Source organism: Serratia plymuthica NBRC 102599 (genome assembly GCF_001590925.1).
Taxonomy (GTDB): domain Bacteria; phylum Pseudomonadota; class Gammaproteobacteria; order Enterobacterales; family Enterobacteriaceae; genus Serratia; species Serratia plymuthica.
The window spans coordinates 137,230-162,886 of the sequence record NZ_BCTU01000010.1 but is presented as its reverse complement, the minus strand read 5'-3'; the positions used below and the strand labels follow the sequence as shown (position 1 = coordinate 162,886).

26 protein-coding genes are annotated in these 25,657 nt (G+C 57.1%); 9 read left to right on the top strand and 17 right to left on the bottom strand.

Features of this window, described 5'->3' with window-relative positions:
• Nucleotides 1–241: 241 nt before the first annotated feature.
• Nucleotides 242–1,159 carry an arabinose operon transcriptional regulator AraC gene (gene araC / locus SPL01S_RS07290; RefSeq protein WP_006324976.1) on the top strand — a complete coding sequence of 306 codons (918 nt, stop codon included), beginning with the start codon at nt 242–244 and terminating at the stop codon, nt 1,157–1,159.
• A gap of 137 nt (nt 1,160–1,296) precedes the next feature.
• Here araC and sodD read toward each other — a convergent pair whose 3' ends face one another.
• Genes sodD through sodA form a run of 4 tightly spaced genes read right to left on the bottom strand, consistent with a single transcriptional unit; the run spans nt 1,297 to nt 5,877 of the window.
• Nucleotides 1,297–2,451: a sodorifen biosynthesis terpene cyclase SodD gene (gene sodD, locus SPL01S_RS07285; protein ID WP_062870691.1), complete on the bottom strand. Its 1,155-nt coding sequence runs from the start codon at nt 2,449–2,451 to the stop codon at nt 1,297–1,299.
• Between the two features lie 41 nt (nt 2,452–2,492).
• The gene (gene sodC / locus SPL01S_RS07280; RefSeq protein WP_063198581.1) at nt 2,493–3,470 is read right to left on the bottom strand and encodes a sodorifen biosynthesis class I SAM-dependent methyltransferase SodC; all 978 of its coding nucleotides are present in this window, start codon (nt 3,468–3,470) and stop codon (nt 2,493–2,495) included.
• Complete coding sequence (gene sodB, locus SPL01S_RS07275) at nt 3,467–5,311, bottom strand: sodorifen biosynthesis 1-deoxy-D-xylulose-5-phosphate synthase SodB (RefSeq protein WP_183044543.1); 1,845 nt, start codon at nt 5,309–5,311, stop codon at nt 3,467–3,469. Before sodB ends, sodC begins: the two co-directional genes overlap by 4 nt.
• A 26-nt stretch (nt 5,312–5,337) precedes the next feature.
• Nucleotides 5,338–5,877, bottom strand: a complete 540-nt coding sequence (sodA, locus tag SPL01S_RS07270) for a sodorifen biosynthesis isopentenyl-diphosphate Delta-isomerase SodA (RefSeq protein WP_062870694.1) — start codon at nt 5,875–5,877, stop codon at nt 5,338–5,340.
• Between the two features lie 447 nt (nt 5,878–6,324).
• On the opposite strand from sodA, the gene SPL01S_RS07265 reads away from it, so the two are divergent.
• Complete coding sequence (locus tag SPL01S_RS07265) at nt 6,325–7,365, top strand: oxidoreductase (RefSeq protein WP_004943923.1); 1,041 nt, start codon at nt 6,325–6,327, stop codon at nt 7,363–7,365.
• A gap of 75 nt (nt 7,366–7,440) precedes the next feature.
• Nucleotides 7,441–8,436, top strand: a complete 996-nt coding sequence (locus SPL01S_RS07260) for a bile acid:sodium symporter family protein (RefSeq protein WP_004943926.1) — start codon at nt 7,441–7,443, stop codon at nt 8,434–8,436.
• 32 nt (nt 8,437–8,468) lie between these two features.
• Here SPL01S_RS07260 and add read toward each other — a convergent pair whose 3' ends face one another.
• Nucleotides 8,469–9,467 carry an adenosine deaminase gene (gene add, locus SPL01S_RS07255; RefSeq protein WP_063198576.1) on the bottom strand — a complete coding sequence of 333 codons (999 nt, stop codon included), beginning with the start codon at nt 9,465–9,467 and terminating at the stop codon, nt 8,469–8,471.
• Between the two features lie 57 nt (nt 9,468–9,524).
• On the opposite strand from add, the gene SPL01S_RS25665 reads away from it, so the two are divergent.
• Entirely contained in the window at nt 9,525–9,656 is a 132-nt protein-coding gene (locus tag SPL01S_RS25665) for a hypothetical protein (protein WP_255212456.1), read from the top strand.
• On the opposite strand, the gene SPL01S_RS07250 is transcribed toward SPL01S_RS25665, so the two are convergent.
• The 8 genes from SPL01S_RS07250 to SPL01S_RS07215 form a co-directional block, all read right to left on the bottom strand.
• Nucleotides 9,653–10,231: a P-loop nucleotide/nucleoside kinase family protein gene (locus tag SPL01S_RS07250; RefSeq protein WP_063198574.1), complete on the bottom strand. Its 579-nt coding sequence runs from the start codon at nt 10,229–10,231 to the stop codon at nt 9,653–9,655. The two genes, SPL01S_RS25665 and SPL01S_RS07250, sit on opposite strands and share 4 nt — an antisense overlap.
• Nucleotides 10,228–10,665 (bottom strand): PTS sugar transporter subunit IIA, encoded by a 438-nt coding sequence (locus SPL01S_RS07245; RefSeq protein ID WP_063198603.1) that lies wholly within the window; start codon nt 10,663–10,665, stop codon nt 10,228–10,230. Before SPL01S_RS07245 ends, SPL01S_RS07250 begins: the two co-directional genes overlap by 4 nt.
• Before the next feature lie 9 nt (nt 10,666–10,674).
• On the bottom strand, nt 10,675–10,944 hold the full coding sequence (locus SPL01S_RS07240; protein ID WP_063198571.1) for a hypothetical protein: 270 nt from the start codon (nt 10,942–10,944) through the stop codon (nt 10,675–10,677).
• A gap of 193 nt (nt 10,945–11,137) precedes the next feature.
• A complete protein-coding gene (locus SPL01S_RS07235; RefSeq protein WP_063198568.1) occupies nt 11,138–11,980 on the bottom strand; it encodes a class II fructose-bisphosphate aldolase in 843 nt (280 codons plus the stop codon).
• Entirely contained in the window at nt 11,967–13,334 is a 1,368-nt protein-coding gene (locus SPL01S_RS07230; protein WP_062870698.1) for a PTS sugar transporter subunit IIC, read from the bottom strand. The genes SPL01S_RS07235 and SPL01S_RS07230 overlap by 14 nt, the downstream gene beginning before the upstream one ends.
• Nucleotides 13,327–13,641: a PTS sugar transporter subunit IIB gene (locus SPL01S_RS07225; protein WP_006324987.1), complete on the bottom strand. Its 315-nt coding sequence runs from the start codon at nt 13,639–13,641 to the stop codon at nt 13,327–13,329. Before SPL01S_RS07225 ends, SPL01S_RS07230 begins: the two co-directional genes overlap by 8 nt.
• 10 nt (nt 13,642–13,651) lie before the next feature.
• On the bottom strand, nt 13,652–14,632 hold the full coding sequence (locus tag SPL01S_RS07220) for a 6-phosphofructokinase (RefSeq protein WP_062870699.1): 981 nt from the start codon (nt 14,630–14,632) through the stop codon (nt 13,652–13,654).
• Nucleotides 14,633–15,199: 567 nt separating this feature from the next.
• The gene (locus tag SPL01S_RS07215; protein WP_006324989.1) at nt 15,200–15,955 is read right to left on the bottom strand and encodes a DeoR/GlpR family DNA-binding transcription regulator; all 756 of its coding nucleotides are present in this window, start codon (nt 15,953–15,955) and stop codon (nt 15,200–15,202) included.
• A 101-nt stretch (nt 15,956–16,056) separates the two neighbouring features.
• On the opposite strand from SPL01S_RS07215, the gene SPL01S_RS07210 reads away from it, so the two are divergent.
• Both SPL01S_RS07210 and SPL01S_RS07205 read left to right on the top strand, forming a co-directional pair.
• The gene (locus SPL01S_RS07210; protein WP_063198566.1) at nt 16,057–16,653 is read left to right on the top strand and encodes an NUDIX domain-containing protein; all 597 of its coding nucleotides are present in this window, start codon (nt 16,057–16,059) and stop codon (nt 16,651–16,653) included.
• Nucleotides 16,650–17,015 (top strand): hypothetical protein, encoded by a 366-nt coding sequence (locus tag SPL01S_RS07205; protein ID WP_063198563.1) that lies wholly within the window; start codon nt 16,650–16,652, stop codon nt 17,013–17,015. Before SPL01S_RS07210 ends, SPL01S_RS07205 begins: the two co-directional genes overlap by 4 nt.
• A 95-nt stretch (nt 17,016–17,110) precedes the next feature.
• Here the strand turns inward: SPL01S_RS07205 and SPL01S_RS07200 are convergent, their stop codons facing one another.
• Complete coding sequence (locus tag SPL01S_RS07200) at nt 17,111–18,292, bottom strand: MalY/PatB family protein (protein WP_063198561.1); 1,182 nt, start codon at nt 18,290–18,292, stop codon at nt 17,111–17,113.
• On the bottom strand, nt 18,285–19,904 hold the full coding sequence (gene malX / locus SPL01S_RS07195; RefSeq protein WP_063198558.1) for a maltose/glucose-specific PTS transporter subunit IIBC: 1,620 nt from the start codon (nt 19,902–19,904) through the stop codon (nt 18,285–18,287). Before malX ends, SPL01S_RS07200 begins: the two co-directional genes overlap by 8 nt.
• Before the next feature lie 258 nt (nt 19,905–20,162).
• On the opposite strand from malX, the gene SPL01S_RS07190 reads away from it, so the two are divergent.
• Complete coding sequence (locus SPL01S_RS07190) at nt 20,163–21,194, top strand: Mal regulon transcriptional regulator MalI (RefSeq protein WP_063198556.1); 1,032 nt, start codon at nt 20,163–20,165, stop codon at nt 21,192–21,194.
• Here the strand turns inward: SPL01S_RS07190 and SPL01S_RS07185 are convergent.
• Nucleotides 21,191–22,066 carry a LysR family transcriptional regulator gene (locus SPL01S_RS07185; RefSeq protein ID WP_062792403.1) on the bottom strand — a complete coding sequence of 292 codons (876 nt, stop codon included), beginning with the start codon at nt 22,064–22,066 and terminating at the stop codon, nt 21,191–21,193. The genes SPL01S_RS07190 and SPL01S_RS07185 overlap by 4 nt on opposite strands.
• Before the next feature lie 257 nt (nt 22,067–22,323).
• Here SPL01S_RS07185 and ampC point away from each other — a divergent pair, with 257 nt between their 5' ends.
• On the top strand, nt 22,324–23,460 hold the full coding sequence (gene ampC, locus SPL01S_RS07180; protein WP_063198554.1) for a class C beta-lactamase: 1,137 nt from the start codon (nt 22,324–22,326) through the stop codon (nt 23,458–23,460).
• Between the two features lie 9 nt (nt 23,461–23,469).
• On the opposite strand, the gene SPL01S_RS07175 is transcribed toward ampC, so the two are convergent.
• On the bottom strand, nt 23,470–24,399 hold the full coding sequence (locus SPL01S_RS07175) for a LysR family transcriptional regulator (protein ID WP_063198551.1): 930 nt from the start codon (nt 24,397–24,399) through the stop codon (nt 23,470–23,472).
• Nucleotides 24,400–24,501: 102 nt separating this feature from the next.
• Between SPL01S_RS07175 and SPL01S_RS07170 the strand changes: the two genes are divergently transcribed.
• Nucleotides 24,502–25,653, top strand: a complete 1,152-nt coding sequence (locus SPL01S_RS07170) for a serine hydrolase domain-containing protein (protein ID WP_063198549.1) — start codon at nt 24,502–24,504, stop codon at nt 25,651–25,653.
• Nucleotides 25,654–25,657: the final 4 nt, after the last annotated feature.

Genomic DNA, 25,657 nt, shown 5'->3' with positions numbered 1-25,657 from the left:
ACTACGTATACCAGACTGCTGACAAAGCCCGTTATTAGGGAGAGCGTGCCGAAGGGGTCGTAACGGCCTTGGCCGTCGACCAATTTGCCGGGAGCAAATTGGAACGACTTCATGTCGGCCCGCAGGGTGGGACACAGGGATGTGTCCCATAATGGCCCCTCGGTGCGCTAGGCCCGGGTATCTCGGACTCAAAGACAACTTTGTCATCAACCTCACAATACAAGCCGTTTGAGGAGGACCGATGTATCATCGCATGGCACAGGAACCGCAACCGAACCCGCTGTTACCGGGTTACACCTTCAATGCCTATCTGGTGGCCGGGTTGACGCCGATCATGGCGGACGGCCCGTTGGATTTCTTTATCGACCGCCCCGGCGGCATGAAGGGCTATATTCTCAACCTGACCATCAAGGGCCAGGGAAAAGTGTTCGATGGCGAGGACACCTTTTACTGCAACCCCGGCGATCTGCTGCTGTTTCCTCCCAAGGCATCCCATTACTACGGCCGTTCGCCGGACAGCGACTGTTGGTATCACCGCTGGGTCTATTTCCGGCCGCGCGCTTACTGGGCCGACTGGCTGGAATGGCACAGCAAAACCCATGAGGTGGGGCGCCTGACGCTGCCAAACAACAACCTGCTGCTGGAATTCGACCGGCTGTTCGCCAATATCGAACAGACCCAGCGCTCCGGCCGCCGTTTTGCGGAAGAGCTGGGCATGAACCTGCTGGAACGCCTGTTGCTGCGCGCGATGGAAGAAGATCCGCTCAGCCCGCAGAAAATCATGGATCCGCGGGTCATCGAAGCCTGTCAGTTCATCACCGGCAACCTGGCGGGCGAGTTGCGCATTGACGAGGTGGCGCGCCATGTCTGCCTGTCGCCGTCGCGGCTGGCGCACCTGTTCCGTGAGCAGGTGGGCATCAATATCCTGCGCTGGCGCGAGGATCAGCGGGTGATCCGCGCCAAGCTGCTGTTGCAGACTACGCAGGAGTCGATCGCCACCATCGGTCGGGTGGTGGGCTACGACGATCAACTCTATTTCTCTCGCGTATTCCGCAAGCGGGTGGGGGTCAGCCCAAGCGATTTCCGCCGCCGCAGCCTGGAGATTAACTACCCGGCGAAAAGCGAGCGCCAATCGCCTTACGCGGCTGTTACCGGTTAACTGTAGTAGCGTTGAGGACATGCGCGGTAACCGGGCTGCCAGAGGAGAGGGAACCCGGTTACCGCGCATACGACTATTCCCCCATCACGCTCGCCGCCGCACGTGCGTCCATAGCCAAATTCTGTGTTGAAAGCCGCTTAGCGCCGCCCGTACTGATCTGCTCTTTCCCCCACCTGCCACCACCAGGCGATGGTTGGGATGTCGATCGGCTCTGACAGCTCGTTGCCCCTTGCTTGCCGGGTGAATCCTGAAGCGGTATAAGCCAGCCTGCCTGATGTCGTCCCATCAATAAATCGATAACGTTGGGTTTGCTGGCACCACAAGATCCCGCCAATGGTATATTCTTCCAGCGCATCAATATAAATTTCGGCTCCTTTGTCATGCGGTCCATTTAATACTTCATCACGGAGCTCGACAAAACGCATCAGCATACGGTCCTGCATATTGAAAGCCATTGCCATTGCGGCTTCGACAGAAAGGTTATGGGTGTCCATCAGAACATCGATGATGTTATACCCATCGGCAGTACGTTCCGCCTCCTTGAAGTAGGAATAGCAATCACTTGACCAGTTGACCACGGTGCGGGCCAGTTCCATCAACGCATTGACACGTCTGTCGAACAGCAAACCCGGCCCCAACTCCAACCCGTTGGCGATCTGCGTATTGAGCATAAATGTGGGGGTGGCACCAGTATGCATGCGGGTCACCACATAATCACTCAGGTTGGGGCGTATCCCGCGCGCCACGTTCGATGCTTTCTGGATCTCGATGAAAAACCAATGTCGGACCGAGTCCACCCACTGGTTGGCAAGATAGTCAGGCGACAATTGGCGAACGCGTTGCAGAATGTCCCGCATGGCCACTGCATAGCGATCATTTTTATCGACTATGATGTCGTGGCATTCCAGTGCACGAATAGTTCTGAAAGCGCTGTCCGCCATTTCCATCGGCTTGTCACGAGTTGGGCCTTCATCGCAAAATTCATCGTCCCAGGTAAAAGCAATCATCGCCAGATCGGCCCCCAATTGCAGTTGCTCGGCATTGGGGGCCAAGGTATAGACATAACCTGCAATCCCCCCGCAGTCCTGTCCGTACAGACGCTGGCGCTGTTCTTCAGTCCAGTAAAGACGGTAACGTTCCATGAAATCGAGCGCTTTCTTTTCAACTTCGGCTTTCAGGGGATGCACTTTGTACTGCCGGTTGAAGGGATTATAGTCAGGCACAATATGCATGACGGGTTGGGACGTCAGCGTCGGCTGGGCCTCGGGAGACAAAAAATCATTTGTGTTCATACTGTTCCCCATCATTGAATAGATATGACGTTAACGGATGATTATTTTTTGCAAGCAATCACGCTGTAAGTAGAAACCTTGTTCTTCAGCAGCGCCACCGACCAGTTTTCCGCCAGCACCCGCAGCTCCTCCAGCGCGCCGTCAACCCCCGCGGGGAAATGACGCTCGATATTGGCTTTGGAGTCCATCAGCCAGTGCGCTACGTCAACGTTTGACGGCAATACGCGAAAATCTTTTATGGTGAAACCGCTGTCTTCCAGCACCTGGCTAAAGTAAACCGGCGTTTTTTGATGGCGGCAGGCCAGGCGATCAACAATATCCGGCGTATCGGACTGGTAGCGATCCGGTTCGACGTTGTACAGATTGTCGGAAATGATCACCTTGCCACCGGGCCGCACCCGGTTGAATAACGCGCGCATGGCTTTCTCATACAGCTCGTTGGGGAAGTGAGAGATGACGCCGCGGATGATCACCAGATCATAAAGATCATCAGGATCCGGCAACAGTCCGATGTCCTGCGCGTTGCACAAAAACAGATTGATGCGGCCGCTCAACCCTTGCTCGGCATGGAAGCGGGCGCAGTAGTTGAGCTGCTGGGCGCTGACGTTAACGCCGTCCAGCCGCTGGCATTCCGGATAGCGCTCCGCCAGATGCTTGAGGATGTAACCCCAGCCGCAGCCGATATCCAGGATACGGCGCATCGCCGGCCGATCGCTGCCGGTTACCCCGGCCAGAAACAACTGCTGCTCGAAATAACGGACACTGGACTCATCCAGCCCAGCGGTGGGTTTCAATTTCGACGTCGGCGTCAGGGCGGGGGCAGGAGCCGTATCTTCATACACCCCAAATTGAAACAACAGCGTCTCGCCGATGGCCTTGCGCCAATGTTCCGGTTCTTCGCAGTAGGTCTGTACCACCTTCTCCTCATAGCTGTCGGTATGGCTATCCCGGATCACCTGATACGGCAGGTTTTGTAAATACACCGGATCGGGTGACATCATTTCAGACAGATTGCTCATGGTCGCTCTCCTCGATAAACGCGCGTGTTTTCGTGTAAAAAAGCTTCACTTTCATCGGTAAAACTCCCCACGTCGGCAACAAACTTCGCCACCGGCGGTGTAACAAAGCTGACAATGGCGTTTTCGATGCCGTCGGCGTCCAGACCGCAGGTCGCCAGCAGCTCTGCCGGCTCGCCGTGCTCGACAAAATTATCCGGAAAGCCCAGCAACAAGCTGTTTACCGCGATCCCGGTGGCGGACAGGCATTCCAGGCAGGCGCTACCCGCGCCGCCGGCGATGCAGCCTTCTTCTACCGTAACCAGCGTTTCATGGGTACGCGCCAGGCGCTGCAGCAGCCCAACGTCGAGCGGCTTGACGAAGCGCATATTGACCACGGTCGCATCCAGTCGGACGCCGGCTTCCAGCGCCGGCGCGACCATCGAGCCGAAGGCCAGAATGGCGATCCGTCGCCCAATGCGGCGAACCTGCGCCTTTCCCAACGGCAACGTCGCCATCTCGCGCTGCGGCAGCACGCCGGGGCCACTGCCGCGCGGATAACGCACCGCCGCCGGGCCATGATGATTCAGCGCGGTATGCAGCATTTGCCGGCACTCATTTTCATCCGCCGGGCACATCAGCAGCAGATTGGGAATGCAGCGCAGATAAGCCAGATCGAACATGCCCATATGGGTCGCGCCATCGGCTCCGACCACGCCGGCGCGATCGATGGCGAAGGTTACCGGCAGTTTCTGGATGGCGACGTCGTGGATAAGTTGGTCATAACCGCGCTGCAGGAAGGTGGAGTAAATCGCCACTACCGGCCGCATGCCTTCGGCAGCCAGGCCGCCGGCAAAGGTCACCGCATGCTGTTCGGCGATGCCGACGTCGAAATAGCGATCGGGAAAGCGCTGCTGAAAGGCCACCAGGCCGGAACCTTCACGCATCGCCGGGGTAATGCCGACCACGCGCACGTCGCGCTCTGCCTCGTCGCACAACCAGTCGCTGAATACCCGCGTATAGCTCAGCTTACCGGCGGGGGTGGGCAATATTCCGGCCTGCGGACAAAATTTGGCCGGTGCATGGTAGTTCACGGGATCGGCCTCGGCGTGCGAAAAGCCTTGGCCCTTACGGGTGATGACATGCAGCAACTGCACCCCATGTCGATCGCGCACTCGTTCCAGAGCCGGGATCAGCGTCGCCAGATCGTGGCCGTCAACCGGCCCCGAGTAGTCAAAGCCCAATGTGCTGAACAGTGACGCCGATTCGCCGCCTTGCAGAGCGACGAGATGCTGTTTCAGCGCGCCGACCGATGGCGAGATCGACATGTCGTTATCGTTGAGGATCACCAGCAAGGGCAGGTTCGGATCGAGCGTGGCGTTGTTCATCGCCTCAAAGGCCAGACCGGCACTGAGCGCTCCGTCGCCAATGACCGCGATACAGCGCCGGGCCTGCCGCTGCAGCCGGGCGGCGTGCGCCATCCCCAACGCGGCGGAGATTGACGTGCTGGAATGGGCGGTGCCGAAGCTGTCATAGGGGGATTCATCCCGTCTTGGAAAGCCTGAAATGCCGCCCTTTTGGCGCAGGTTGCTCATCTGTCCGCGTCTGCCGGTAATCGCTTTGTGCGGATAGCATTGATGACCGACGTCCCAGACAATGCGATCGTTTGGCGTATCAAAGACATAATGCAGCGCCAGGGTTAATTCCACCACTCCGAGATTAGAGGCTAAATGGCCACCGCTTTTTGCAATGCTGGATAATAAAAACATCCGGAGTTCATGTGCTGCCTGTGCTAATTGCTCACGGGTTAATTTCCGCAAATCAATCGGAAAATTAATTAACTCCAATAAGGTATCCATAGCCATTCACCAGTCGTTTAATATGGATAGCATTAACGGGATGCAAGCTTTTCCCATCGTGTTATTTCATTGGTGTCAAAACTTTTTATTATTAACCTGAACCAGGTGGTGAATTTTTCCGGATGCAATTCAACCTCATGCAATAACGGGATAACATCAATCCATCGCGAATTTTCTACTTCGTCAGGATTAATATCAGGTTCACCTTCAAACAAGCCAACATAAATATGGTCGAACTCGTATTCAGTCAGATTTCCAGGTACTTCAGCATGATAGGTAAAACTGGAAACTTTTTTCAGTGGGGTGCAAAACCCCATTTCTTCCTGTAAACGCCGCTGGGCGGCAGCATCGGTAGCCTCACCCCAGCGCGGATGGCCGCAGCAACTGTTGGTCCACAATCCGGCCGAATGGTATTTGCTGAACGCTCTTTGTTGCAGCAGCCATCTTCCTTTGTTATCAAATATAAAGATCGAAAACGCACGATGTAATAGCCCTTGCTGATGAACAGAGAGTTTCCCCTCCGAACGGATAGGGTTATCTTTGTCATCAACGAGGATCAGCATTTCTTCCACGAGTGACCCCCGAAATAAATTCGATTGCAGGTAGTATGTTTTTTGATCAATGAAATTTAATTAAAGACGCATTTTTTTCATTGTCAAATTTATTTAATGATGAGTTTGAAAAAATAAATTAATAACGATGATGTATAAGTTGGTGACATATTTTTTACTTATGGATGAGTTCAAGGTTAATTCAATGGTGAGAGGGATTCCGCGGCGAAATATATTTTATGTCAGAGCCAGATGATGAATGATTTTAGCTACAGAAACAAAAGGGTCGGCTAGCCCAATGATGCTAAACCCTCTGTCCTTGACTGTAATGAAGCGCCTCGGTCATGTTGATTGAAGAGTGGGGTTATTGTGCATCGCTGCAGTTAACATAACATTTACTTCTTGTTCCCGCCTGCGTCATGGTGTCAAATCGGATAGGTAGATAGCGAGCCAGCAAGAGGAAATACCATGGCAGAAAAAATTCGGGTTGGGCTGGTCGGTTACGGCTATGCCAGCAAAACCTTTCATGCGCCGCTGATTGTCGGCACCCCTGGCGTAGAACTGGCCGCCGTGTCCAGCAGCGATGCCGGCAAAGTGCACGCCGACTGGCCTGCGATGACGGTAGTGAGCGATCCGCAGGCGTTGTTCAACGACCCCTCTATCGATCTGATCGTCATTCCCACCCCCAACGATACCCACTTTCCGCTGGCGCAGCAGGCGATGGCCGCTGGCAAGCACGTGGTGGTAGATAAACCCTTTACCGTGACATTGTCACAAGCGCAAGAATTGAAACAGCAGGCGGAACAGAGCGGCACACTGCTGTCGGTGTTCCACAATCGCCGCTGGGACAGCGATTTCCTCACGCTCAAGGCGCTACTGAAAGAAGGCGCGCTTGGTGAAGTGGTTTACTTTGAATCGCATTTCGATCGCTTCCGGCCGGAAGTGCGCCAGCGCTGGCGCGAGCAGGCCGGCGCCGGCACCGGTATCTGGTACGATTTGGGACCGCACCTGATCGATCAGGCGCTGCAACTGTTTGGCAAGCCGCAAACGCTGTTTGTCGATCTGGGCGAACTGCGCCCTGGCTCGCAATCGGTGGATTATTTCCATGCGGTGCTGAACTACGGCAATCGCCGGGTGGTGCTGCATGGCACGGTGCTGGCGGCGGCGGAAACCGCGCGTTATATCGTGCACGGCACCCAGGGCAGCTTTATCAAGTTCGGGCTGGATCCGCAGGAAGATCGCCTGAAAGCCGGTGAGCGCCTGCCGCAGGCCGACTGGGGCTACGATATGCGCGACGGCGTAGTGACATTGTCACGCGATGGCATACTGGCGGAGAAGCCGTTGCTGAGCATTCCCGGCAACTACCCGGCCTATTACGCGGCAATTCGCGATGCGATTAATGGCGAGGGCGAAAACCCGGTGCCGGCCGGCGACGCCATCAAAGTGATGGAAATGATCGAGCTGGGCATTGAGTCTGCGAAACAGCAAAAGGCGTTGCCGGTGGTTTGAACGCCGTAGCTTCTGTCATCCACGGTTCCGGGTTCGCTTGCCGAACCCGTTTTACTCTTCGAGGGATCCCGATTCATGTCCTGGTTACAGCGTCTGCGCATTGATAAGTTTTTGTTGGTCCTGATTTTTGTGGTGATCGTCGCCTCGATCTTCCCCTGCGAAGGGGTATGGAAAACCTTCTTCGAACGCCTGACTACCGCCGCCATTGCGCTGTTGTTCTTTATGCATGGCGCCAAGCTGTCGCGCGAGGCGATTATCGCCGGCATGAGCCACTGGAAACTGCATCTGGTGGTGTTTCTCAGCACTTTCGCGCTGTTCCCGCTATTGGGGCTGGCGATGAATTGGATGGTACCGGGGCTGATGACGCCGACGGTTTATCTGGGCTTCCTTTATCTGTGCGCGTTGCCGGCAACGGTTCAGTCGGCCATCGCATTCACTTCTGCGGCGGGCGGTAACGTGGCCGCGGCGATTTGCAGCGCCTCGGCGTCCAGTATCCTCGGCGTTTTCCTGTCGCCGCTGTTGGTGGGGGCCTTGATGCATACTCAGGGCGGGAACACCGACGTAGTGCACGCCATTGGTTCGATAATTCTGCAACTGATGGTGCCGTTTGTGGTGGGGCATTTGGCGCGGCCGTTGATTGGCAAATGGGTCGATCGCCACCGTAAACTGATCAACATCACTGACCGTTCATCGATATTGCTGGTGGTGTATACCGCATTCAGCGCGGCGGTGGTGGAAGGCATCTGGCACCGCATTGATGGCTGGTCGTTGCTGACCATTCTGGTGATGTCGCTGGTGCTGCTGACGGTGGTGCTGATTATCAACACTTACACTGCGCGCTGGCTGGGGTTCGATACCGCCGATGAGATCACTATTGTGTTCTGCGGCTCGAAAAAGAGCCTGGCGAATGGCATTCCGATGGCCAACGTGCTGTTTCCTGCCGCTGCAGTGGGGGCCATGGTGCTGCCGCTGATGATTTTCCATCAGGTGCAATTGATGGTGTGCGCCGTACTGGCGCAGCGCTATGCGCGCAAAACCGCCAAACAGCGGGAGGCGCTGGCGGTGAAATAAACCGGGGCGCGTTATACGCGCCCCTTGCTTCATCAGCCCTGAACTTTATCGCGCAGAGCCTGCTTTTCCTGCTCGCTGAGGAACGCCATTTTCAGGCCGTTTTCCTGTGCGGTGCGGATTTCAGCCGGCGTCAGCCCGGCTTGTGGCGCCGCAACCCGATATTCGTGTTCGATCTCGATGCCCTGAACTGCCGGGTCATCGGTGTTGATCGAGGCCAGCACGCCGTGGCGCAGGAATTTCGCCAGCGGATGCTGGGCCAGAGAAGAGACGGTGCTGGTCTGAATATTGGAGGTCAGGCAGGATTCGATGCCGATGCCGTGTTCAGCCAGGAAGTCCATCAACGCCGGATCTTCAATCGCTTTCACCCCGTGGCCGATACGTTCGGCACCCAGCTCGCGGATCGCCTGCCAGATGCTTTCCGGGCCTGCGGCTTCGCCCGCGTGCACGGTAATGCGCAAGCCGGCGTCGCGGGCGCGGTTGAAGTGGCTGAGGAACAGGCTGCCCGGGAAGCCCAGCTCGTTACCGGCCAGATCCAGCGCGGTAATACCGTCGCGGTGCGCCAGCAGGCCTTCCAGCTCTTGCAAACAGGCCGCTTCGCCAAAGGTACGGCTCATGATGCCGATCAGGCGGACATCGATGCCCCGATCGCGAACGCCGGAACGAATGCCGTCAATCACCGCTTCGACTACCCCAGCCACCGGCAGTTGGTGTTTCATCGCCATGTAATACGGCGAGAAGCGCAGCTCGGCATAGTGCAGGCCGGCATTGGCCGCGTCCTCTACGTTTTCATAGGCTACCCGGCGGCAGGCATCCAGGTCGCCCAGCACCGCCACGCCCCAGTCCAGCTTTTGCAGAAAGCTGATCAGATCCGGTTCGGCATGGGTGATTTGCACATGCGGGCGCAGCGCTTCCAGCTCGTCAGCGGGCAGGGCCAGATTGAACTGACGGCCCAGATCGAGAATGGTTTGCGCACGGATGTTGCCGTCGAGGTGACGGTGAATGTCGGTAAGCGGTAGGCGGGAGTCAATCATGATCTGCACTCGTTATTTTGTTGTAGGTAAAGTGCATATCAGTATAAAAACAAAAGAATGAAAATTGCCATTACGTTGCATAAAAAAGTGATGAAAATCACATTAATTGCGGGCGGCGTCGCATTTTTGGCTAATGGCGGGCAAGAAGTCCCCGTGTTTGCTCTGACCCGCAATCGCGGAAAACATTAACCTGCCATCCGCTTACCGATGTTAGCGCCACCGATGCCGTACTCCGCCAGCGAGTCGACAATCCGGCCGATCTCCAGCGGCTGAGCTTGCTCAACCCGGATCACCGGGCCGATGGCCATCGGGGCGGCGCGTTCGGCCAGCGCCCGCAATTCAGGCAAATATTCTGTACCGGGGTGGCCTTTGGGCCGTTGCCCGATGCGCGAAGCATAGCGCTCTGCCGCCAGCTCGCCGGAAATCTGGTTCCACACTTCCAGAGGTTGCGTCACCCCGGCTTCGCGCAGGTAATGGCGCAACGGCTCTCTGGGCTGAAAGCCGAACCAGGCGTCGATAACGTAAGTGCAGCAGTCGGGGGCCTGCGCCACGATTGACCAAATGGCTTCATAAGCGGCGCAGCCAAGCCGCCGGTTCAGCCCCCGATCCACGTTGTCCATCCGCGACATAAAAGGCTCCTTGATACCGTCGAGGGCCAGATACGGCAGGCCGAAATGGTGCGCCAAGGCCTGCGCGACGGTGCTTTTGCCCGAGGCAGGAATGCCATTGACCAGAATGACGGTTTTTCCGCTCGCCAGAGTCATAATATTTCCACCACTTCTTGCCATATTTTCGCGGCGCGGAGTTTGTCGAGTCGCTCTTTATTGTCCAGCAAATCGACAATGGCACGAATACCGTCTTCGATATGCCGGTTACTGTCGGTCGCGCCGAACAGGATAACGATATCGGCCTTTTCGCTGTCGCGAAAGGCGATAGGCTCCTCCAGCAACACCATGCTGAAGCAGTTTTTAATTACCCCGCACTCCGGCCGCGCGTGGGGGATGGCGATGCCTTCGTCAAACACGTAATAAGCGCCATGGGCCAGCGTATTGCTGATCACCGCCTGATAATAAGAAGCGTGAATATAGCCGTTATCCACCAGGGGCTGAGCCGCCAGCGTAATGACCTTTTTCCAGTCCGTTTCCTTGACGCCGACCTGTATGGCGCCGGCCTCAATCAGCAGTTGTTTAATTGTCATCATGATCCCTCAGAGATTTTTCCTGATAATATTGCGCAGCTCGTCCATCTTGATAAAAACGGCATCGATATGTTGGCGATGGTTCTGGCTTTTGGCATAAATCTTTACTGCCCGATTATAGGCCAGCATTAATGCCTTATGGATTTCGCCGTCCGCCGGCGTTGCCGCCAACCGCCGTTCCAGTGCGTTAATTTCGGCTGCAATTTCATTGGCTTCATCATCGTAATTCGTGGCGGGCAGCGTTTCTTTTTCCCGCTGACGTTTCATAAAATTAAACATATATTCTCCAGTCTATACCTGCGCCTTTCACGCCGCGGCAGGGTGTATCAATCGGCCGAATATATACGGCCCCGACTCCGGCAGGCGCAGCATGCCTCGCCCCTGCAATAGCGGGGGATCCGGGACTGATGAGTTAACCGCTTGACCGCGACTTGAAATGCACAGGGTATATATTAAGAACTAATGACAACCGTTATTTAAACAGACCGATCTTTTCCGTTAATACCTCGGTGACGGCATTGTTAGCCGGGATCAGGAATTTCCGCACGCTGTCGTTCACTTTGCCTTTTTCAAACGTCTGCTTGCAGCGCCCAACCCACTGCACGTTCATCTCGGTGCCCACGTTGACCTTTTCAATGCCGCTGGCCACCGCGCGCCGCATGTCTTCATCGCTGACCCCGGTGCCGCCGTGCAACACCAGCGGGGTATGGGTGGCCGCGGTGATTTCCGCCAGGCGCTGGTGCTGGATATGCGCCTTGCCGGTGTACAGCCCGTGGACGGTGCCGACCGACACGGCCAGCATATCGACCCCGGTTTCGTCTACAAAGCGCTTGGCGTCTTCTACGGCAGTAAAACAGATGTCCTCTTCCGCGACCGCCTTGCCGTCTTCCGAACCGCCGATGGCGCCCAGTTCAGCCTCCACCGAGACGTTACGCTGGCGGGCAATGTCGATCACCTTGCGGGTATTGGCGATATTTTCGTCCATATCAAGGTGCGAACCGTCATACATCACCGAACTGAAACCGGCATCAATCGCCGTCTCGATCGAGGCGATGTCCGAGCAGTGATCCAGATGCAGACAGGTGGGCACATCTTCGCTTGCCGCCAGCGAGCGCACAGAATCAACCAGCAGCCGGTAGCCCAGGTACTCGGCGGTGCCGGTGGAGATCTGGATCATCAGCGGGCTGTGGGTGGCCTTGGCCGCCTTGAAAAAGGCCGGCAGCATCTCCAGGCAATGAAGATTGAATGAGCCGATCGCTTTGAAGTCGCGGGCCTTGGCAACGGATAACAGCTCGTTGAAATTATAGAGTTTCATGGACTTTCCCCTCAGGGTGTTTGGTTGATTTACCGTTAACGAACCACGCAATCAGCGTGACGAAGACAATAAACAGGGCGATGAACAGCCAGTTACCCTGGAAGGCATGCCCCATCACCAGGCCGCTGCTGATGACGTCGGAATCGCTGAAGGTCACGCCGACAAAGCCGTAACTTTCCAGCATCGGCACCAGAATGGCCGGCAGGAAGGTGATGAACAGGCCGTGAACCACGCCACCGATCATCGCGCCGCGTCGCCCGCCAAGAGCGTTACCGAAAATGCCTGCGGTGCCGCCGGCGAAGAAGTTGGTGAGCAGGCCGGGCAGGATCATCGCCAGACCGAACATCGGGAAAACGATCATGCCGATGATGGAACCCAGGGTCGTGGCCAGGAAGCCGACAATCACCGCATTGGGCGCATAGGGGAACAACACCGGGCAATCCAGCGCCGGGCGGGCATCCGGTACGATGCGCATGGCAATGCCGCGAAACGCCGGCACCAGCTCATTCAGCAACAGACGCACGCCGCTGTAGAGGATAAACACGCCGGCGACGAACTGAATGGCCTGCATAAAGGAGTACATCAGGTAATTCATACCGCCGGTGTATTGGGCGATGAACTGCGGCCCGGCCGCCAGTGCGGGGATCAGGTACATCGGGATCATCACCACCGCCATCGACAGATAGGTGTCTTGCAGAAACTTGAAGTTGTCGGGTAATTCCAGATCCTCGGTAGAACGCGACCCTTTGCCGACCACCTTGGCGACCGCCGCCTGCACCAGATAACCGATGGTGCAGAAGTGCCCCAGCGCCACCTCGTCTGAGCCGGTGATTTTGCGCACTACCGGCTGCGCCAGTGCCGGCATCAACACCGCCATCACGCCGCCAAAGATCCCGCCGGTCAAAATCAGCGGCATCCCGGTCAACCCGGCTTTATAGCCGATCACCGCGCCGATGGTAGCCATCCACAACAACGCCTGCCCGGTCAGGAAAATGTATTTGAACGGGGTGATGCGGGCGATGATGATATTCACGGCGAAAATCACCAGCAGCGTCATCGCCACTTCAGAACCCAGCTCGCGGTTGGCCAGGCCGGCAATGGCGGCAACGTCGGTGATGTAACCGGTCATGCCGAAGCCGTGGGTGAAGATACTGTTCAGGTAGGTCAGGGCGCCGACAATGATGTTGATGCCCGCCATCATGATCAGAAAACCCAACAGCGTTTTGAACGTGCCTTCGGCGACTTTGCCGATGGATTTTTTCTGCAGCAACAATCCCAGCATGGCGATAAAGGCAATCAGGATCGACGCCTGACCAAGCAGATCTTTGACGATAAAATCGATCAGGCTACTCATGATGGGGGCCCTTCATGTCGCGCTCTTTCAAAAAGGCCACAATCTTTTGCTCTATTTCCACTTTATCGGTGAGCCGGTGGAGAACAATGACCCGTTTTTTTTCTTCTTCGCTGGCGTCGGCATTTAAAATATCGGCGAAGGTTTTTTGGGTAAGAATAATATCTGATTTAAAGGCGCTGGCTTCAGAGATTGTGGTGTGATCAATATCGGCTTCAATCTCTAATTTTTTAAGCACCGCTTTTGCGCTCATTTCGATGGCAAAGCTGGAGCCGAGGCCGCAGCCGCAAACACACAGTATTTTAAGCATGGACATCTCCTCAGATTATATTTAACTGCCTGGCGAGTTTGTAATGGTGTCCTTCGGTGTCGACCAAACGTTTTTGCATGCTGATTAAATCAATCGGAATAGGTTGGTTGCCGGCATTAATAATGATGGCCTTGTTTTTCATTCCGGAATGAATACAGCGCACGACTTCGCTGGCCATAAGGGTTCCCTGATAAATTTCTTCGCAGGTGGGATCGCCATTGCGCAGACCGTACCCCACGATGGTTTTGCGAATACGCACGCCAATCTTGGGTTCCAGCTGTTTAATCATGGTGTCGATCGCCCCCTGGAAGCCTGGCGAATACTCTTTTGTATATCCTTCAGAACATAAAATGATAACGCTGTTTTGCCGCTCCAGCCGGTGGGTTATTTTTTCCGCCAATGCGTTCAAGGGATGTTGGCATTCTGGAATCAGGGCAAAGTCCGCATTGGATTTTATCGCCGATTGCAGCGTCAGTTCCCCGCAGTAACCGCCCAGCAGCTCAATCATAAATACGCGGCCCGGCAGGGCGCGCCCGGTATTTCTCAGCTTGGAGACTTCTTTTATCACCTGCTCGCAGGCGGTGGAAAAGCCGATGGTGTAGTAGCTGCCAAAAACGTCATTGTCGATGGTCATGCCCACGCCAAAACAGTTAACGCCAAACTCGCTGAGCGTATTTAAAAACTGCAGCGAGCCGTCGCCGCCGGCCATAATAAGCACGTCAATGTGCAGAGCTTTAAGTTGCTTGCCGATAGCTTCATATTCACTGGCGACCAGTTTCTTTGCTGTTCGGCCAGAAGAGATAATGGGCATCGATGAAATAGAGAAATCGACCAGATCGCGTCTGGCGATGGAATGATGCTGATTAGCCAGTAAGCCCGGTATTCCGCCGTTAAAAAGAACGATATCTGCCTGCGCCAGCCTGGCGACCTGGAAAATAAAGTTGTTGATACCGGTGACATCGCCACCGCTTATTACCACGCCGATTTTCATATGCCTGCTCCCAGCCCGTTCCGTTGCAGTCATTGTTATTTTTGGCATCGGTAAAATTTGCAAGCGATATCACAAAACAATCACAAATATTTCCTTGGAACACATTGACAGCACTATTGAGAGTGATTTTTCTGTGAGGCTTGTCTCGTTTTTGTTTTTGATAGATAAAAGAGAAAAGGTGACTATTTATTGATAATCAATATGTTGCCATTCGATTACTGCGGTTTTTTTATAAAGCGGGAAAAATAGCAGGTTGGGCCGGGATCAGTTTAATGAAATGTGATTACTCTCGCATTTTTTGTGGCAGTGAGACGAATACGTAAAATTAATATCCCTCAATATGGGGTCAGGATTAAATAGCTGCGCCTAATAGTACTGCTGGTGAGGAGCATGCAGAGCGCCGACACGCCGTGAATGCATCCATGGAGGCTCGTATCGCGCGTCCATGCGCTCAACGGTCGGCTAACCTGCATGCTCTCCACCCGTCCCAAGCTTGGGGTGTTGCGGTATTAAACGCAGCCATTTAATAACCGTGCATTGATTAAGTCTTTTATTTGGCCGTGCCACTCAGGCCCTCACCACCGTGACCCCGGCCTGTTCCAGCGGGGCGATCAACGCGGCGTCGGTCGCGCGTTCGACGATAATGGTCTGCGCCAGCGTGATGTCGCCAATCGCAAATTGTGAGGCGGCGTTCAGCTTGGCGGCGGAGGCCAGCACCACGGTTTCTGCCGCCCGTGCCGCCAGCGCGCGCTTGATATAGGCCTCTTCGAGATCGCCGGTGCTGAGCCCGGCGGTCGGGTGCACGCCCGTCACGCCCATAAAGTAAATGTCGGCGCGGATGTGCGACATGGCTTCCACCGCGGCGGCACCCACGCTGACGATAGAGTGTTTATACAACCGCCCGCCGATCAGGATCACCTCCACTTTGGGGTGTTCAACCAACCCGACCGCCACGCTGGGGCTGTGGGTGACGATAGTCGCCTCCAGCGTGGGCGGCAGCTGTTTCACCAGCTCGGCGGAGGTGGTGCCGCCATCGATGATCACCACTTGTCCTGGAATGATCATCGCCGCTGCGGCTTTGGCTATCGCGCGCTTGGCGGCGGATTCCTGCCCGTTTCTTTCGGCAAAGGTGCCGATGGCGGGGGAGACCGGCAGCGCGCCGCCGTGCACCCTTTGCAGCAGCCCTTCGCTGTCCAGCTCACGCAGATCGCGGCGGAGGGTGTCTTCGGACAGCCCGAACATTTCGCTGAGTTGTTTGGCCAGCACCTGTCCGTCTTGTGCCAGTTTTTCCAGAATGATTTTTTTGCGCTGACTGGTGAGCATCGCGTTGTCCCGTTAAATTTGCATTGCACGAAATATCTTGATCATACACGAAACTGCACGATAGTATCCAGTTCCTTTCCTGAGTTGTGGAGTTGACCAACATGATTGCGACTAAAGATCGGGTTCGTATCGTTGAAACCCGGGTGCTGTCCGATGACTGGTATCTGCTGAAAAAAACCACTTTTGATTTTTTGCGCCGCGATGGCGTATGGCAACGGCAAAGCCGCGAAACTTACGATCGCGGCGACGGCGCGACTATTTTGCTGTTTAACCGGCAGGTGCAAAAGGTGGTGCTGACGCGCCAGTTCCGCTTCCCGGTGTTCGTCAACGGCCACGACGGCATGCTGATAGAGGCCGCCGCCGGCTTGCTGGACAATGCCTCGCCGGAGGAGCGCATTCGCGCCGAAGCGGAGGAGGAAACCGGCTATCGGGTGCAAAACGTGCAGAAGGTGTTTGAGGCCTATATGAGCCCCGGTTCGGTGACCGAAAAACTGCATTTCTTCATCGGGGAATATGATGCCGACAGCCGGGTGAGCGACGGCGGCGGGGTGGAGGCGGAAGGCGAAGACCTCGAGGTGATCGAGATGCCGTTGGCGGACGCTCTGCACGCCATTCGGCAAGGAACCCTTGTGGATGCCAAAACCATTATGCTGCTGCAGTTTGTGGCGCTTAACCGTAGCCTGGAGAATAACCAATGAGTGCTCAATTGATTCTGATAGCCGGCCCGTACCGCAGCGGCACCGATGGCGATCCGCAGCGTATTGCCGCTAACCTGCACCATTTGGAGCAGGCGGCGCTTGAGGTGTATCAGCGCGGGCATGTGCCGGTGATTGGCGAATGGCTGGCGCTGCCGTTGGCGGCGGCGGCCGGTTCAACCCAATTGGGGGACGCGGTAAGCGAGGCGTTTCTCTATCCGGTGGCTCATCGGTTGATTGCCCAATGCCAGGCTATTTATCGCATTGAAGGCACATCGGCAGGGGCGGATAACGACGTGCGGCTGGCCAATGAGCGCGGGCTGAACGTCTATTACCGCCTGGACGATATCCCGCAGGTGAAATGAGTAGAGGGCGAACAGGTTCGCCCTGAATGGCCCAATAGCGGGTGCAGCCTGTAGCCGGTGACGGCTTGGCCAATACTCGGTGCCAGGCCGGTCGACTAAACCTCGCCCAGAACAAACCTCAGCCCGCTAATCAGTTTATCCAAGCCGGCTTCCACCTTGCTGCGTGGGCAACCGACGTTCAGCCGCAGGAAGCCGCGGCCCTCTTCGCCGTAAGTGAAACCCGGCATAATCGCGACCTTCTCGCGGTCGATCAGCACCTGTTGCAGTTGGCTGTCATCAACGCCCAGCGGACGCAGATCGATCCAGGCCAGGTAGGTGGCCTGCGGCGGTTGCCAGCCGAGCGCCGGGAACGCCTGGTTCAGCCGTTCGGCGACGTAGGTCAGGTTGTCTTGCAGGTAATCGCGCAGTGCATCCAGCCAGGGTTCGCCGTGGCGATAGGCGGCAATGTGCGCCACCACCGCCAACACCGCCGGCGAAGACAGCCCGTCGCGGCTTTTCAGCAGTTGAGTGTAGGCGTCGCGAGCGGCATCGTCGCTGATAAACCCGTAGGCGCCAGTCAGCGCCGGAATATTGAAGGTTTTGGAGCCGGAAGTCAGCAGGGCCCAGGGCGTGGTCGCCACCTGGCTCCATGGCGTGTGGCGCCTCTCGCCCCACACCATGTCCATATGGATCTCATCGCTGATCACCCGTACATCATGGCGTTCGCACAACTCGGCCATCTGCTGCAACTCCGCCACGCTCCACACCTTGCCGGTCGGGTTGTGTGGGCTGCACAACAGCAGGATCTTGGTTTGCGGCCGCGCCAGCAGCGCTTCCAGGTGCGCCATATCGCACCGCCATTGGTCGCCGTCCTTGTGCAACGGGCAGGCCAACAGTTGACGCTGATTACCGAGGATCACCTTGTAAAAGGCGTCATAGGCCGGCGTGTGAGTGACCACGAATTCCCCCGGCGCCGACCACAGGCGGATCAACTGTGCTGCCATGTAGATCACCGACGGACCGTAAACCGCCATCCCGGTGTCGATCGGCGTATTGAAACGCTGCTGATACCAGTGGCGCACCGCGCCGAGAAAATCCTCATGCTGCCAGCGGCTGTAGCCCAGCACGCCGTGCTGCAGGCGCTGTTGCAGCGCCTCGATAATGCAGGGGGCGGTAGCGAAATCCATATCGGAGATGGTGAACGGCAGCAGGTCATCGCGGCCAAAGCGGTCGGCAATGTAATCCCACTGCGTGCACCAGGTGCCGTGCCGATCGATCGGAGTAGAAAAATCAAACATGTGACGCTCCCTGCAGGGCGGCAGCAGGTTGCGATGCCGCTATCAGTGAGTCTAATTCATCTTTCACCGATTGTACCTGCGGGCCGATCACCACTTGCAGATTATGGTCATTGAGGTGCACTACGCCAATGGCGCGGTTGGCCTTCAGCGCCGCGTCATCCACCTGGCTCATGTCGCTGACCGACAGGCGCAGGCGGGTGATGCAGTTATCCAGCGAAACGATATTTTCGCTGCCTCCCAGAGCCGCCAAAATGGCCGGCACGTTATAACCGGATTTACCGACCGCGCCCACCGGCGCGCTTTGGCTGGCGGTGGTGTCGCTCTCGCGGCCCGGCGTTTTGATGTTAAAGCGCTGGATGGAGAAGCGGAAAATGGCGTAGTAGGCGGCAAACCAGATGGCGGCGACAATCGGCACCAGATACCACTTGGTGGCGGTGCCGTGCAGGATGCCGAACACCACGAAATCGATGATATTGCCGTCGGTGTTCCCGATGGTCACGCCTAACAGCGCCATCAGGGTGAAGCCCAGCCCGGTCAGAATGGCATGGATGAAGTACAGGAACGGCGCTACGAACAGGAACAAGAACTCGATCGGCTCGGTGGTGCCGCCGACCACGCAGGCCGCCACGCCGGAGATCAGCAGGCCCTTAATTTTATGTCGGTTTTCCGGCCTGGCGCAGTGATACATCGCCAACGCCGCACCCGGCAGGCCGCCGAGGAACGCCGGCATTTTACCCTGCGACAGGAAGCGGGTAGCGCTTTCGGCAAAGCCGGTGGTGGTTGGGCAGGAGAGTTGCGCCTGGAAAATGGTCAAGGCGCCGCTGACGCTGTGGCCGCAAACGTCCAGCGTGCCGCCCGCCTCGGTAAAGCGGATCAGCGCCACCAGAATGTGGTGCAAACCGAAGGGTAACAGCAGGCGTTCGCCGGTGCCGAAAATCATCGGGCCAAAAGCGCCCGCGCCGTTGATCACCCAGCCGAGGCCGTTGATGCCGGCGGCGAACCAGGGCCAAATCAACGGAATAACCAGCCCGCACAGGCCCAGCACCAGGGTGGTGACGATCGGCACAAAGCGGGTGCCGCCGAAGAACGCCAGCGCATCCGGCAGACGGATGGTATTGAAACGCTCATGCAGCAGATAAACGATAATGCCGACGATCACCGCGCCCAAAATGCCGGTGTCGATTGACTGGATACCGAGGATGTTCTGGATGTTATTGGCTTTTAACACCAGCGGGTCGGTGGTGGGCAGGATGCTGGTCGTGGTCAGATAAAAATTGGTGGCCAGGTTCAGCACGGCAAAGCCGACAAAGCCGGAGAACGCGGCGACGCCTTTGTTTTCGCGAGCCATGCCCAGCGGAATGGCGATAGCGAACATCACCGGCAAGAAGCTAAAGGCAAAAGAGCCTATCTTGCTCATCCAGGTGAACAGCAACTGGAAGGCGGGGTGGCCGATAAAAGGCAGCAAAGTGATGACATCGCGGCTGCTCAGCGAACTGCCGATCCCCAGCATGATGCCGCAAAAAGACAGCAAGGCGACGGGCAGCATGAATGTTTTGCCCAGGCTCTGGAAAAACTCCCAGAGCGTTATTTTTTGTTTTTTAGATGCTGGCATGACCGGCGGCTCCTGGCGAAAAAAACGTGCAAAAGTGATGTGTGCCCCTGTTAGGTAAAAATAAGATAAAACGTTTTACCTAGCAAAAATGCGCCGTTAATCACAATTATGGCAGGTGCTTTACGGTGACAATGGTTATGCCAGTAAAACGTTTTACCGAACAAAGAGATTCGGTATACCATTGTTTCACAGACAGGCCCTATGGCTTTCAGGCTGCAGCGTTTGCACACTATGCCCAGGATCGGGCTTGCAGGGGTTATGACCATCAAAAAGATCACCATCACCGATGTCGCACAGCAGGCTGGCGTCTCCGTCACCACCGTTTCACTGGTGCTGAGCGGCAAGGGGCGTATTTCGGGCACCACAGTGACGCGGGTCAATGAGGCGATCGAACGGCTGGGTTATGTGCGCAACCGCCAGGCGGCGACGTTGCGTAGCGGAGAATCAGGCGTGATAGGGCTGATCCTGCGCGATATCTGCGACCCTTTTTATGCCGAAATGACCGCGGGCCTGAGCGAGGTGCTGGAGGCGCACGGCAAAGTGCTGTTCCTCACCCAGAGCGGCCGCGACGGCAAAGGGCTGATGCGCTGTTTTGACACGCTGCTGGAACACGGTGTCGACGGTATGGTGTTGGCGGGCGGTATGCGTTCGGCGGCGGGCCTGAAGGAGAAGGCCGCAGAGCAGGGCGTTCCCCTGGTGTGCGCCGCGCGTTCGAACGGGCTGGAAGGCGTCGACGTGGTGCGCCCGGACAACATGCAGGCCGCCAAGATGGCCACGGAATTTCTGATCAAACGCGGCCACAGCCAAATTGCCTATCTGGGCGGCCAGAGCAGCTCACTGACCCGCGCGGAACGGCTGGGGGGCTTTTGCGCCACGCTGGTGCAGTATGGCCTGCCTTTTCGCTCCGAATGGATTGTCGAATGCGATGGCCATCAGCGGGCGGCGGCGGAGGCGGCGGAAAACCTGCTGCGCCAATACCCGAACATCAGCGCGCTGGTGTGTCACAAGGCTTCGGTGGCGTTGGGCGCTTATTTCGGCATTGTGCGCAGCGGGCGCAGCATAGGCTCGGAAGGCGTGGACACCTATTATGGTCAACAGGTGGCGCTGATTGGTTTTGGCGACGTGCCTGAAGCCGAACTGACCGAGCCGCCGCTGACCCTGGTGTCCAGCTCTGCGTTGGAGGTTGGGCGCAGTGCGGCTTCACGCTTGTTGCAGCGGATTGGCGACGCCGGGTTGCCGGCGCAAAACGTCATGCTGCCGCCGCGACTGATCGAGCGCGGTTCTGCCTAAGCCTGTTCTTGCCGGGCCTGCTGTTGCAACCAGCCTTCGAAGGTTTTCATCGCCGGGGTCATTGCGCGGGATTTCAGGCGGGTCAGCCAATAGCCGCCCAGATTCGCTTCGGCGGCAAAGGGGCGCACCAGCAGCCCACCCTGCAATTCCCGGGCGAACATACTGGCGGGAGCCAGCGCCACACCACCGCAGTTTATCGCCCCCTCAACCATCAATCGCGACGCATCGAACACCGGGCCGTTAATGCGCCAGGGGGCGATCTGCGCGGCGGCAAACCAGCGTTCCCATTCATCCTTGCGGTAACTGCGCATCAGCAGCTCGTTTTTAAGATCTTCCGGTGAACGCAGCCGCACGGCGACCTCCGGTGGGCACAACACCGTCAACGGCGCGTCAAACAGTTTGATATTGCAGGTCGCGGGCCATAGCCCCTCGCCGAAGCGAATGGCGAAATCCATGCCGTCCGCCGACAGGTTAACCAGATTGTTGTTGGTCAAGATACGCAGATCGATAAACGGGTGGGCCTCCCTGAACGACGCCAGCCGCGGCATCAGCCAGCCGACCGCAAAGGTACCGACCACCGCAATCGTCAGTACCTCATGAAAATGGCCGCCTTCAAACTGCTGCAGTACCGACTCGATGCGGTCAAAGGATTCGGTTAACACCGGCAGCAGCGCCTGGCCTTCCTCGGTAAGATCCAGACCGCGCGGCAGGCGCTTGAACAGCACAATGCCCAGCTGTTCTTCCAGCATGCGCACCTGCTGGCTGACGGCGGCCTGGGTCACGCTCAGTTCCAGCCCGGCGCGGGTAAAGTTAAGGTGGCGGGCAGAAGATTCAAAAGCACGCAGTGCGTTCAGCGGCAGTCGGTTACGCATAACAACCTATAAGTTTTTCTTTTGGCTGGGTGAAATTATTATCGCTTGTCAGGCGGGGGATAAACACCGATATTTTGCGCACTCGTTGCAGTTATCCTGCGGCGAGCCAAGGAATAATCGATACCCATGCCTTTCAGGCCGCAGCGTTGTTGGCTGCAACGTGAAATTTGCCGGGTATAATCACTCAAGGATAGGGTCACGCCGACTGACAAAAAAATCTATTGGCGGCAGCCCTTCAACACAATGAGCTTGTTATCATGAAGAGAATCCATAAGCTGGCGGTGGCGTTGCTGACCGCACTGGCGATACCGGCAGGCCATGCCGCAGATAAAGTCGACATCGATGCCATCGTTCAACCGCTGATGCAGAAATACGGCGTGCCGGGCATGGCGATCGCGGTATCGGTGGAGGGGAAACAGCAGTTTTATCATTATGGCGTGGCGTCCAAACAGACCGGCAAACCCATCACCAACCAGACGCTGTTTGAAATCGGCTCGCTGAGCAAAACCTTCACCGCCACGTTGGCGGCCTATGCCAACGATGAGGGCAAACTGTCGTTCGCAGAGCCGGCCAGCCGTTACCTGCCGGAGCTGCGCGGCAGCGCGTTTGACCATGTCAGCCTGCTGAATCTGGCGACTCACACTTCCGGGCTGCCGCTGTTTGTGCCGGACGAGGTGACCAACGACGCGCAGTTGATGGCTTATTACAAGCAATGGCAGCTACCGCAACCGGCAGGCAGCACCCGCGTTTATTCCAATCTGGGTATCGGCATGCTGGGGATGATCACGGCCAAAAGCCTGAACCAACCTTTTGCTCAGGCGATGGAACAACGCTTGTTCCCGGCCTTGGGGCTGACGCACAGCTACATTAACGTGCCGACCGGCCAAATGGCGAATTATGCCCAGGGTTACAACAAAAAAGATCAACCGGTGCGGGTCACTCCGGGGCCGCTGGATGCCGAATCCTACGGCGTCAAATCCAATGCGCAGGATCTGATCCGCTACCTTGAGGCCAATATGCAGGTCGCGAAGGTGGGGGATAAATGGCGCAAGGCGCTGGACGAAACCCATACCGGCTATTACCGGGCAGGGGTATTCACCCAGGATCTGATGTGGGAAAGCTATCCTTATCCGGTGGAGTTGGCGCGCCTGACGGAGGGCAACAATGCCGGGATGATCATGAACGGCACACCGGCCACCGCCATCACTCCGCCGCAACGGGAACAGGGCGCGGCCTGGTTCAATAAAACCGGCTCGACCGGCGGCTTCTCTACCTATGCGGTGTTTTTACCCAAGCAAAAGATTGCCGTGGTGATGCTGGCCAACAAATGGTTCCCGAATGACGATCGGGTGGCGGCCACTTACCGCATCGTGCAGGCGTTGGAAAAACCTTAAGTCGCAGCCTCAGGGCGCCGCAATGGCGCTCTGGGGCCTATCCTGCAACGCCTGTTTCTCGCGCATAAAATCAATAAATACCCGCAGTTTGAGCGGCATATGACGGCTGGCAGGGAAATAGATGAAAAAACCGGGCGAATCGCCGGCGTAATCCGCCAATACTTCCACCAATTGACCGCTTTCCAGCTCGCGCAGCACCGTACCGCGAAAGCGCTGGGTCATGCCTAGCCCCGCCAGTGCGGCGTCTTTTATCAGCCGATCCTCATTGAAAATCAGGCTGCCGCCGACCTCCAGCGTCAGGTGCCCGTCATTCTGCCTGAAATACCAGGGTTCAAATTTGCCGCTGCCGGGGAAACGGTAGCGCAGGCAATTATGCTCGCTCAGTGCCGCCGGCGTAAGCGGTACGCCGCGCTGCGTCAGATAGCCGGGAGAGGCGATCACTACCCGCCGTTGGCCGTTATCGATCGGCACCGCAATCATGTCTTTCTGCAACATCGCGCGCATACGGATGCCGGCATCGAAGCTGCCGAGCACCAGATCGGAAAAATGGTCGTCGGTAAACAGCTCAAGCTGTACTTCGGGGTAACGTGCCTGAAACTCCTCCAGATAAGGCATCACCAGCAGGGACGCGGCCAGTTGCGGCAAGGTAATGCGCAGCAGGCCGGAAGGTTGCCCGCGCAGGGTGCGGAGATCGTCCGCCGCCACGTCGATTTGGCTCATGGCCGGCGCCACCCGCCGGTAAAAAATCTTCCCTTCATCACTCAGCCGTACCGAACGACTGGTGCGGTTGAACAGCCTGACGCCCAGCCGCGTTTCCAGCGCCTGAATGTTTTGCGACACCGCCGGTGGCGTAACGCCCAGCTGGTTGGCCGCTTGGGTAAAGCTGCCCAGCCGGGCGACGGCTTCGAAAAACGGCAGCAACTGTAACAGTGAACTCATCGATTGCTAATTCCTGCTTAATGATTCGTTAAGTAACCCGACATTTAATTTTATAATAGACAGGATAGACTGATTCTATTCCTTCAAAGAGAACAACAAAACATGTCGACAGCGAATCAGTCATTAGCAGAAAGAGTGCAGGTGGTCAGCCAGAGGGCGATCGACGAAGGGCGCCTGGTGGGCAGCGTGGTGCTGGTGGCGCAACGGGGCGAAGTGGTTTATGCCGGGGCTGCCGGTTATGCCGACCGTGAATTGCAACGGCCAATGCGGCGTGAAACGCAGTTTCGCCTGTCGTCGGTGTCCAAGCCTTACATCACACTGGCGGCGATGCGCATGATCGAGCGACAAAAGTTGAGCCTGGACGATGCGGTAAGCCGCTGGTTGCCGTGGTTCACCCCGGCATTGGCCGACGGTCGCCGTCTGGAGATTAAAATCCGCCACCTGCTGAGCCACACCGCCGGGCTGGATTATCGCCTGAACCAGCCCGCGGACGGCCCGTATCAGCGGTTGGGCATTCAAGATGGAATGGAGTTGTCGTCGCTAACGCTGGAGCAGAATTTGCGCTTGTTAGCACAGGCGGAGCTGCTGGCCGAACCCGGCAGCGCATTTAATTATTCACTGGCGATCGACGTGCTGGGCGCGGTGTTGGAACAGGTGGCGGGCGAGCCGTTGCCGCAGGTGTTCGAACACTGGGTCGCACAGCCGTTGAGGCTGGGCAATACCGGTTTTTACACCACCGATGCCGACAACCTGGCGACCGCTTATCACGATACCAGCGCCAGGCCGGAGCCGATACAAGAGGGGATGCGGCTGACGCTGCCGGAAGGTTTTGGTTTTGATATCGAACTGTCGCCATCACGAGCGCTTGATCCGTTGGCTTATGCCTCTGGCGGGGCCGGCATGGTCGGTGACGCCGACGACGTACTGCGGCTGGTGGAAACGCTGCGTACTGGCGGTGACGGCATTTTGCAGCCCGAGACCGTGGCGCTGATGCGTCAGCCGCACGTGGGGGCTGAAGCCGAGGTTCAGGGGCCGGGATGGGGGTTTGGTTTCGGCGGCGCGGTTCTTGCTGATGCGCAACTGGCGGCCACGCCGCAGCATAATGGCACCCTGCAATGGGGCGGCGTGTATGGTCACAGCTGGTTTTACGATCCGCAGGCGGCGTTAAGCGTGGTGGCGTTGACCAACACGGCGTTTGAAGGCATGAGTGGGCTGTATCCGCAGCAGATCCGCGATGCGGTGTACGGGGGATAGGAGA